The sequence below is a fragment of the Legionella maioricensis genome (assembly GCF_023618015.1).
Taxonomy (GTDB): Bacteria; Pseudomonadota; Gammaproteobacteria; order Legionellales; family Legionellaceae; genus Legionella; species Legionella maioricensis.
The window spans coordinates 19,838-29,605 of record NZ_JAJKBJ010000032.1; the positions used below are offsets into that span (position 1 = coordinate 19,838).

Sequence of the window (9,768 nt, forward strand, 5' to 3'; positions counted from 1 at the left end):
CAATTCGGAGGGAGGTAAGAGGAGAAGAGGCTGGTCTTAACAGCCCAGCCTCCCTTTGCTAAATTTGGGGTAGGTAAATGATCAACGCGATCTAAGGGTTAATCAATGCCCCCATTTCCTGTTCCAGAGCATTATAATCCTCTCTAACTTCAGCGAATTCTAATGCTGACTCAGTTTCAAGTGAGAAGAACGTTTTAATGAAGCCATGTTTGGATTTTTTTTCAACTATTAATGCCGGTATCACAGTAAGTGCAGCAAGCACACCTAGTATCCCTTTTATAACAATCCATATACCGTCGATCAGAGGATTCCCCCGATGTTTTTTAAATTCATCTTCAGCATCCTGCATCAGACCGCGGCATTCTCCTTTAAACAACACAAAACTTCCAGGGGTTGGAAAAGCAAAAAAACCAGTTGATTTCGTTCGTAATTGACTGGCTAAAAACTCAGCCGCTTCAAATACAGCATTATAATCAGCAGGATTTGTTTTTGCTTTCGCTCTTAATCTGTTGGTTATTTGGTCCAGATCGCCTAATAATCCATTAAATCTATTCTCACACTCCCTTAAAGCAAGCTTACATTGCCCTGTGCTATTCAATTGAGCCACCAAATTAGTATGCACATAATCGTACAGGTCATCCAGGCACCGCTTAGATTGACGAGAACTTTCTGAAACTGTCAAGCCATTATGGATGGCTGCCAAGGGGCGAGGTAAGCAACGTATTTCCGCTATATATGCCCTATTACTCTCAGCTAACGACTCATGAGGCTGAATTTCAAAGTGTAAAGCTTTAAGATAGAGCTTAAGCGTGGGTGCATCGCCAAAAGGGTAATCAGAATATGGAGTAAGGCAAACATCTCTAGCATCATAATTATCTTCAGGATTGCCAGTACCCTTATTACGAATATATTCATAACTTTTTAGAGAAATACCAAAGCAATTGTGGAATAAACTAGCAACCTCTAGAGTAGCTAAAAGAGAATACTGCCCTGACCTTCGTATATCTTTTAATAATTTTATTTGAGGATAGTTCCCACTTGCCAATCCCTCTTCCCCGATAAACTCCCTCAAAACTGGTGCAAAAATAATTTCATTGGCATAAAAGGAATGTTTGCGTAAAAAGGCATGGAACTCACCCCAGGTAAAGTCCGTATTAGCAGCACCAATCCCGTAGTGGTTAGCAAAAATATTTTTAAGTCTCAGATAGTTTTGAACAATTATATTATCAGTGAGCTTATCCAAAGTGCCGCTGGCTTCATGCATTGCCAACATCTCAATACCGTTCAGTAAGGTTGGTAAGGCGCTGTTTAAAGCACAATTATGCAACAGGCCAGTAATTCTAGGTTTTGCCACTTGTACTTCCCCTCATACACTTTGTTTTAAAATTTACCAATTTTACCGTTAATCATCCTATCGTGTCAATAATTTAGGTCTTTATTTATTCCGTTTTTTATTCGCTGAGCAGGTGTTTAAGACGTTGCGCGTCTTTTGGAGCATTCGCCTTCTCATCATTATCAAAATAACAATAAATCGCTTTCCCCTCTTTCCGCCAATTAACAAATTTTTGAGCATATTCCAATAAGGTTGAATCCTCATAGGCACCTTGATAAGCCTCTTCATTTGGACCATGCATGCGTACATAAATGAATTGACTGGTGACTATTTCAGGAGATCGATACATTTTATGATCATAAAAACAAAGGGACATTTGTTTTTGCTGAAGTAATTCATAGAGCTCGTCACCAAACCAGCTTTTATGTCGAAATTCAAAAGTATAGAGGTATTTTTGCGGTAAATTCTCAATAAATTTTTTTAACCGCGGAATGTCCAGGGGCCAATATGGAGGGAATTGAAATAAAATAGGACCTAATTTTTGTTCAAAATTGCTAAATGATTTGATTAATTTTTCAACAGTCTCGGTTGTATCCTGTAATTTTTTAATATGGGTAATATAGCGGTTTGCTTTACATGAGAAAATAAAATTTGGAGGCGTTATTTCAGCCCAAATCTTTACATTTTTTTCTTTGGGTATTTGATAAAAGCTATTATTAAGCTCTACGCTATCAAAACTCTCAGCGTAATAAGGCAGTATAAGATTTGATTTTATCTTTTCTGGATAAAAATTACCTAACCAACCCGAGTAACTCCAGCCTGAAGTGCCTATATTGAAATCATTTTTTTTCATTTAAATGCCCAAAATTGGAATCATTACCAAGATGCGACGTTTTCTGGAGTGATTCGTGACCCCAACAATGGCCTTTGAGCACAAAATAGTATCTTCATCAGATCGTCCTTAAGCACGAGATTTTCCTCATTAGATTTCTCATTATTCTATGACAATTATAGAGAAACAAGTAATTTAAATCTTGGAAATAAATATACCAGAGATTAAGGCAGCTTCCATGCGCCAAAAATTATTAAGCAGTTAGGTTAACTGAAGTTGTGACCTGCTCTGCCTGTTTTGGAAGGGATTGGAAAAAAGAATTTCCTTCTAATAGTTTTCTGTATTTAATAGTCAAATTTTCAGACATATTTCTACCGAATCTTCTCTCCGAAAACTTAGTTACTTCTTTAGATTTATCTTCCTCTCTTGGTTCTGATGTCTGAGAAGGTTCATTTTCTTCTGTGTGTATCTCTACTTGAACTCCATTAACCACAAGCTTTTCATCGTAATCTGAAGATGAAGAAACGACTCTATTCAACTCCAAATACTCCTCTTCTTCTTCGTCTTCTTGAGACTTTGAAATAACAGATAAATTGTCGCCGATATTACCGACTACCCTTTCTTCTAAAGAAACTGCAGTCGCAAAATCATTACTGCTTTCAAGGTCAGCAACAGAATAAATTTCAGGTTTTACCGTACAGTAACTGATGTAATTTAGCAATGTTTTTCCACTAGCCACATATAAGGCTTTAATAACCGCCAACATTTCTTCGTCCGTTGGTTTATAATGACCGCTATTGTTAGTCATTTCGATGAGAGCGCCCTCTTTAAATACTAAAGTCCCACAAGCAAGAACTTTTTTCCCATTTGCCAAATAAGAATGATGTAATGTCTTATCACAAAGTATTCTAGGGGCTTCTTCACACGTCAAAACAAAATTGTACTCACCGTCTAAATAATAAAGCTCCGAATCGAAAAATAAATTTCCCTCACAAATATCGATAGCGTATAAAGCTTGTTGTTCTTCACTTAAATAGACTTGCTCTGGATCATCGAATGAGATACTTCTCATTGCTTTTCTTTCTAGCCTAAATTGATCCTTCAAGGATATTTTTTTAACAATTTCTTTTTGAAAGAAAACAATTTTTTCAGGGTAGGAACTTGAGGACATAATTTAATCACCCAGCTATAAAAAGACACATATTACAGCTAAATAATTAAGAAAATATTAAATTTGTTCTCTGTGGCACTGGGGTTATTGGCATTGAATGTTTTTGACCTATCCTTCCAACGTATAAGTACGTGTTATTTTAATCATTTCTTCAATCATTTTAGCGCCAAAATGCTATTTGCGACTGTTCCTCATGAATAGTGTCTGCTCCTCTTCTTTCATCAACTGTTCTATAATCAAACCTTACAAGAAGAGATGAAATATGATCGAGATTCAAAAGACTAACTTATTCGATACAAGTAGAAATCGTATTATTCCCATAGAAATCTATGTAAATAATAAGACACTCAATGCCAAATCTCATTTAAAACATCCCGTGATTATTAATCATGGCTACACCATTAAAAATTCGGAATATAGGTTTATTGCAGAAGCCCTTGCAGAAGAGGGGTATTTTGTTATCAGCATTCAACATGATCTCGACACCGATCCTGTCCGGGTGCGAGCGGGGACTTTATATGAATGGGGAAAACCGGCATGGGACCGAGGCGTCGCCAATATTTTATATGTAATAAAAAATATGAAAGAAAAACAGCCTGGGCCTGATTTTAATAAAGTAATTTTAATTGGTCACTCATACGGTGGTGAAATGGCAATGCTCTTCACTCATCAGTTCCCACAATATGTAGCAAAAACTATTACCTTAGATAATTTACGCCTGCCTTTTCCTCAAACAGAAAAAGTACCCATTTTATATCTACAAGCCAAAGATACGAAAGCAGACCCGGGTGTTTTGCCCTCTTTAGAGGAACAAAAAAAACCTAACGTGACTTTGATTTTACTTAATATCAAGCATATGGATATGTGTGATAGAGGTCCTCTGTCGACTCACCAAGAGATTAATAATTATATTATTAAATTTTTAAATAACAGCTGAATAGATCTCCAGGCTTTCCCGAATAGGCTATCCAACAGCAGGAACAAAATAAACACTAAAAACATCTCTTAATCTTACCTTAATTTTTGCTTGATACAATCACGCCGATTTAAATAAGTGCGGGAGCTTGTATGTCCTTTAGAATAGATTTAACAATTCAATTAAAGATAACGTTCATATTTTTTTGGTAGTAGTCAGAAATCAGATTAACCTGTATTTTGCCCCCGGTACCCAGACTAGTGATGAAGCTGCTATTACCTTAAGAGGGAATTTTCATCATTTACTGTCTCATTTTCCATTAGACAGTCAAGAGGACGCTATAAGAGGTGCAGATCCTGAGCACATTAAACGACACCATGGATATGAAGGGGAAGTGAACATAGTTCATCAACATATTGGCTTTGATCGAGATGTAACCCCAAAAATGTTGACCAACTTTTTTGAAGGATTACTCAAGGCTCAAAAAGACCATCACGGGGAAAAAGCCTATCAATTTGTAGACGAGGATGCCGTAAAGAATATTTTAAAGAAATTTTCCATATATTATAACGAGTTTGTAGGCTCCCCTCTCCAAAAACAATTTTTAGAGGAACGAGAATTATCAAAAGAAGAAAAAGAAAGTTTAGTTCGTCACGCTAGGCAGGTTGACGGAACACTAAGTCAAAGCGATAAAAAAGAGTTGGAAGCATGTGGCATTGATGTCAAAAACATCAAGCCCACTGTTCCTACTCCTTCCGCTTCACAACTACCGCAGTTAAATATCAGTTCATTCGGACAGCTGCTGTTTTTATTGCCTATGGGAGGACACAGGGCGGCCAATGGCATGGCAACAATATCAATAGTAAGTAATGATGAAACTGCTGATGAAACAAACGAAGCCAATGATATATGCCCAATAATGTAAGGTCTTGAAAGATATCGCGCTATATATACTAGCGCGATATTTTATATTAATTTGTATTTTTTAATTAAACTAAGTCGATTCGCATTTCTTAACCAAACAATTCAGTTAATATTACTTTAATCTGCATAAAGTAAAATAATGGGCACAAAAAAAATCAATCTATTGAAATAATGCCAATCAATCCGCCAAGTCCGACTGAAATAGATAAAAATAAAAAACGATATAAACCTTGTGATGCCAATATGGAAATCATGTTAGCTGATTTAGACGATTTGACCGAAGACATTTATGTTGGCTTATGTCGGGTGATTAAAAAACCTGATGATATTTCTCTTGAACGATTCAAAAAAATTCTCTATGTAAAAGCAAAAATCTTTAATTATTTTGTCAGCGGAAAATTATTGATTGATACGATCTTTGATGATCTGGAAAAGGAATGTGCCACTAATTTCTTATGTACTTCTATTATGAAAGAAGAGCTTTTAAAAATGAACTTATGCCCTAAATACTATAAAAGCTCGGTCATGGTGCATAAAGCATCCGAAGATGATGAAATTGAGGAGGTTTACTATTTTCCAATCATTGCAAAAGAAATATTAGCTGTTGACTATCCAATTGAAATTTTAACTCAGGTATTAACGCAACAATTGCAAAAACATGATGTGAATATTGCTATTTCACAGCGAACCGCGACCACTTTCCTCAAAACCAATGGCTGGTTCGCTTTTTTTGGTATTGTTCCGGTAGATACAGCAGTTTCCCTTTTAAAACGAGGGATGATTTTTATTGATCCGCCTGATTACCCCGATACAGATTCTCGATTACATGGACCACTCAGCCATGCCATTCAGGAATACTTAACTTCAAAGCTTCTGGAAGGTGGACATTTGGGCTCTCTTCAGGTTAAAGGCGAACGGGATATTACTGAACGTGATTTAGTTAAAGCCGATGCATGGCTCCTTAAAAAAGGAGGAATGGAAGGTGTTTATTGTTTATTCGATATCATGCGAGAAAGAAGACCGAATAAGTTTAAATTATTAGATGTTTACCCAGACGAGGTTTATGGCTTTACCAGCCCTGATTTTTTAAATCAGTATTTGATACTTAATCCGTTTCGCTTTCCAATCTTATCAACGCTTTTATATAATCAATATGCATTAGGGACATTGTCTTATTTCAAACTGGCTCCTGATTTTGCCCAATTGGGCCAAGAAGAACAATTGAATATTATGAATACTCACAGTAGTCACCTAACGTTCACCAATGATCTCAGTACATTCACCACCAGGAATCCTGGAGCTTATATTCCATATGGCTCAAAATCCGATAACCAGGGCGTGATGCTAAAAGCGCCACCAAAACCTTTATTCAAATTCGCTCATACCTTTGATGATAGCGAGTCATATCTTCGTGCGAGAAAAAAGACCGAGGCTTCTGAAGTTGAATCCTCAAGTAAATTTCAAGCAGATAAATAAGGTCTTATTAATAGGAAGTCCTTTTTAATAGATGGCTCTGTTCTTTCAGAATACGCCGTCATCCGGAACGTAGTGAGATCTCCAAATGCGGGCATAGTGCCCATGCCAGGAGATCTCTCACTACGTTCGAGATGACGTACAATGTTTAGGGATCTCCAAATGAAGGCACAATGCCACTACCATAAGCTCTCTCACTACATTCGAGATGACATTTGCGGTTCTTTGAAAAGTTAAATGAAATCTTATTAGTAATGCCCCCGCTCTTTACAGAATGCGCCGTCATCTCACAGAGATATCTATGATTTGACTAAAGACCTTACTACATTGATTCAAAAAACGGATACATCAACTCATTGCCAGCAAGTAGACAAAACACTACGCTGAAAATTTTACTGGCAAATTAATAAATACTTTTAACCCCCCTTCTTCAGGGTTAGTCAAGATAATAGAGCCTTGATGCATTTGAATGATTTCTTTAGCGATTGTAAGCCCAAGCCCCGTACCGCCAGTAGTACGGGAGCGAGAATTTTCTCCACGATAAAACGGAGTAAATACCTCTTCCAAATCAGTTTGAGATAAGCCAGGGCCCGTATCACTAATAATAATTTCAATAGTATTGGGCGTAACGCTTAGTTGAATCGTTGCAGCCCCCCCATAAGACACTGCATTATTAATAATATTATTAAAAGCTCTTTTTAATAAGTTCACTGCCCCGGTATATACCAATTTTTTAAGTTCGGTTTTAAAAGTGACTTTTTCACGAAGTTCCAGAGCATCTTCTTGCAGTGAATTAAGCATAGCGACCAAATCAAAACGCTGTAGTTTTTCTTTCGTATGAATATCGTGAAAATAATCCAGAGTTTCCCGAATCATTACCTCCATTTCATTAATATCGTTAATCATTTTTTCATAATTGATATCATTACTTAAATATTCAGTGCGTAATTTTAAACGAGTCAAAGGGGTGCGCAGATCATGGGAAATAGCAGTAACTACTCGTGTACGATTGGATAGCAATTTACTCACTTTACTCTGTAATTCGTTAATTTTCTTTAATATTGTTCTTTGATCCGCATTTCCAGTTAAAGGAATAGGTACCCAATTATCTTGAATTTTATTGTCATTTAAACTTTGGATTACGGTTTGTATGGGTTGATTAAGGGTTTTAACCGCCCAGTAATTGATAAAGAAAAATGCAATGAATAAAATAATGAGCAAAATTAAAACTAAATGGGTTCGAGTGGAAAAAGGAGACAATATTTTAATATTAAGCCAGGCATCTTGGGCAATAAAAACGGACATCTCTAATTTTTGATGAGATTTAATCAGATCAAAAACGATCGCTGAATTAAGCTTTAAAAGTGCATTATCCGCATAAAGTGGCTTTTCAGATAAGGTTATTTTTGACCAGGGCGTTGCTTGTTTTTCGAGTAAACCGGGCCAATTAATTTGAGGACTACTCTGTAATTTCTGAACTAAATGAGTTAATGACTGGATAACACGGGGAGGAACCATGGGTTTTCGATGATCATAATAATACTGAATTAATTGAAAAAGCGCTAAAATAATTAACAAATTTCCTAATAACAAACCTACAAATGTTTTTTGTCCTGATCGCGTGAGTTGACTCATGATGAGCTAATCCTGCTTTTTAACTGATAGCCCCCACCGCGAATTGTTATTAGTAAATGAGGATTTCGCGGATCGGCTTCCAATTTCTTACGTAGACGACCAATTAACACGTCTATGGTTCTGTCCTGAGCATCACAATACTTATCATATAAAAGATCCATCAATTGATCTCGGCTTAAAATTCGCTGCGGATTTTCTAAAAAAATCAGTAATAAATCATATTCTCTTTGACTCAACGGAATAGCAATACCATCAGCGTCAATTAAGGAGTGAGTTTCTCTATCTAAAATCCAATTATCAAAATGAATTTTCTTTAAAGGGGTGAGACGTTTTTTCTCAGAATTTAATTCACCAAAATTGCGTCGTAATTGAGCTTTAATTCGTGCCAATAATTCACGGGCACTAAATGGCTTGGAAATATAGTCATCTGCCCCTAATTCCAGACCCGCCACCCGATCCGAAGTACTGTTTGCAGCACTGAGCATAATAATCGGTAAATCATGAGTTTGCCGAATCGTTTTACATAGAGTTAAACCGTCAATGCCAGGTAACATAATATCCAGAACGATGAGATCAAAATTGTTTTCTCTGAGTAATGAATTAATCGTCAAACCATTAAAAGCTAAAGTGGTACGAAAACCATTTTTAAGCAGATAATCACTTATCAGCTCCGCAATTTCTTTATCATCATCAATGATTAGAATATGATTTTTTCTATTATTCATTGGGCGCCCAGAAGATTTAATTCTATGTATCACTTATGAACTATTATAGTTGCCTAATCACTTATATCGTTAGTATTGTAACAATGCTGTTACATCAAAATTCGTATTTGTCATATCCCTATTACATTCATTCTCTAGAATTAGCCATGTAAACTAATAGGAGAAATATTATGGCTATAAAGCGTTTTTTATTAATTAATACTTTGGCTATTGCTCTAGGTGCCTCATCTTTAGCAGCAGCTCAACCTTCTTCAGAAAAAATTATTAACCTGAGCGCTCCACCTGCTCATGCGCATCCACACCCATTTGACGGAATGCTATCTCAAGAGCAAAAAGCCGAGTTGCAAAATTATATGAAAGCAATGCACCAGCAAATGGCTCCCTTGCTGAAGGAAAAAAGTGCTTTAAGATTGCAATTAATGGGCAAAATAGCAACCCCAGGCATGCAATGGGAAGAGATATCCAAATTGGTAGATAAGATTAATGCGAATAACAATCAAATCACTACCGTATTTGCAAAAACACAACTGCAAGTGTTCCAAAAACTGGGTGTTTTATTACCACCACCTCATAAACATCATTTCAAATGGCAGAAGAGAATGGGATAAACTCGCCATCATCCGAGACTTAAGTACGTCAACCTTTCTTAGTACGTCGTCTCGGGCACTCTACGTCGTCTCGAGCACTCTACGTCGTCTCGAGTACTCTACGTCATCTCGAGTACTCTACGTCATCTCGAGTACTCTACGTCATCTCGAG

9 protein-coding genes are annotated in these 9,768 nt (G+C 36.6%); 4 read left to right on the forward strand and 5 right to left on the reverse strand.

What is annotated here, in order from left to right; genetic code table 11:
- Window positions 1-91: 91 nt before the first annotated feature.
- The 3 genes from LOX96_RS16200 to LOX96_RS16210 form a co-directional block, all read right to left on the reverse strand.
- Window positions 92-1,354 (reverse strand): hypothetical protein, encoded by a 1,263-nt coding sequence (locus tag LOX96_RS16200; RefSeq protein WP_250424521.1) that lies wholly within the window; start codon window positions 1,352-1,354, stop codon window positions 92-94.
- A 97-nt stretch (window positions 1,355-1,451) separates the two neighbouring features.
- The gene (locus LOX96_RS16205) at window positions 1,452-2,186 is read right to left on the reverse strand and encodes a DUF72 domain-containing protein (protein ID WP_250424522.1); all 735 of its coding nucleotides are present in this window, start codon (window positions 2,184-2,186) and stop codon (window positions 1,452-1,454) included.
- A gap of 232 nt (window positions 2,187-2,418) precedes the next feature.
- The gene (locus LOX96_RS16210; protein WP_250424523.1) at window positions 2,419-3,336 is read right to left on the reverse strand and encodes a hypothetical protein; all 918 of its coding nucleotides are present in this window, start codon (window positions 3,334-3,336) and stop codon (window positions 2,419-2,421) included.
- A 262-nt stretch (window positions 3,337-3,598) separates the two neighbouring features.
- Here LOX96_RS16210 and LOX96_RS16215 point away from each other — a divergent pair, with 262 nt between their 5' ends.
- From LOX96_RS16215 to LOX96_RS16225, 3 genes are all read left to right on the forward strand, one after another.
- Window positions 3,599-4,273 (forward strand): serine aminopeptidase domain-containing protein, encoded by a 675-nt coding sequence (locus LOX96_RS16215; protein ID WP_250424524.1) that lies wholly within the window; start codon window positions 3,599-3,601, stop codon window positions 4,271-4,273.
- Between the two features lie 184 nt (window positions 4,274-4,457).
- A complete protein-coding gene (locus LOX96_RS16220) occupies window positions 4,458-5,177 on the forward strand; it encodes a hypothetical protein (protein ID WP_250424525.1) in 720 nt (239 codons plus the stop codon).
- A gap of 170 nt (window positions 5,178-5,347) precedes the next feature.
- Window positions 5,348-6,652 carry a hypothetical protein gene (locus LOX96_RS16225; protein ID WP_250424526.1) on the forward strand — a complete coding sequence of 435 codons (1,305 nt, stop codon included), beginning with the start codon at window positions 5,348-5,350 and terminating at the stop codon, window positions 6,650-6,652.
- 375 nt (window positions 6,653-7,027) lie between these two features.
- On the opposite strand, the gene LOX96_RS16230 is transcribed toward LOX96_RS16225, so the two are convergent.
- Both LOX96_RS16230 and LOX96_RS16235 read right to left on the reverse strand, forming a co-directional pair.
- Window positions 7,028-8,284 carry an ATP-binding protein gene (locus LOX96_RS16230; RefSeq protein ID WP_250424527.1) on the reverse strand — a complete coding sequence of 419 codons (1,257 nt, stop codon included), beginning with the start codon at window positions 8,282-8,284 and terminating at the stop codon, window positions 7,028-7,030.
- Window positions 8,281-9,009: a response regulator transcription factor gene (locus tag LOX96_RS16235; protein WP_250424528.1), complete on the reverse strand. Its 729-nt coding sequence runs from the start codon at window positions 9,007-9,009 to the stop codon at window positions 8,281-8,283. Before LOX96_RS16235 ends, LOX96_RS16230 begins: the two co-directional genes overlap by 4 nt.
- A 170-nt stretch (window positions 9,010-9,179) precedes the next feature.
- On the opposite strand from LOX96_RS16235, the gene LOX96_RS16240 reads away from it, so the two are divergent.
- Window positions 9,180-9,617: a hypothetical protein gene (locus LOX96_RS16240; protein ID WP_250424529.1), complete on the forward strand. Its 438-nt coding sequence runs from the start codon at window positions 9,180-9,182 to the stop codon at window positions 9,615-9,617.
- Window positions 9,618-9,768: the final 151 nt, after the last annotated feature.

What these genes read in the sequence shown, in the direction of transcription:
- LOX96_RS16205 (WP_250424522.1), bottom strand. Translation starts at nt 2,186, where the DNA reads ATGAAAAAAAATGATTTCAATATAGGCACTTCAGGCTGGAGTTACTCG.
- LOX96_RS16210 (WP_250424523.1), bottom strand. Translation starts at nt 3,336, where the DNA reads ATGTCCTCAAGTTCCTACCCTGAAAAAATTGTTTTCTTTCAAAAAGAA.
- LOX96_RS16215 (WP_250424524.1), top strand. Translation starts at nt 3,599, where the DNA reads ATGATCGAGATTCAAAAGACTAACTTATTCGATACAAGTAGAAATCGT.
- LOX96_RS16225 (WP_250424526.1), top strand. Translation starts at nt 5,348, where the DNA reads ATGCCAATCAATCCGCCAAGTCCGACTGAAATAGATAAAAATAAAAAA.
- LOX96_RS16230 (WP_250424527.1), bottom strand. Translation starts at nt 8,284, where the DNA reads ATGAGTCAACTCACGCGATCAGGACAAAAAACATTTGTAGGTTTGTTA.
- LOX96_RS16235 (WP_250424528.1), bottom strand. Translation starts at nt 9,009, where the DNA reads ATGAATAATAGAAAAAATCATATTCTAATCATTGATGATGATAAAGAA.
- LOX96_RS16240 (WP_250424529.1), top strand. Translation starts at nt 9,180, where the DNA reads ATGGCTATAAAGCGTTTTTTATTAATTAATACTTTGGCTATTGCTCTA.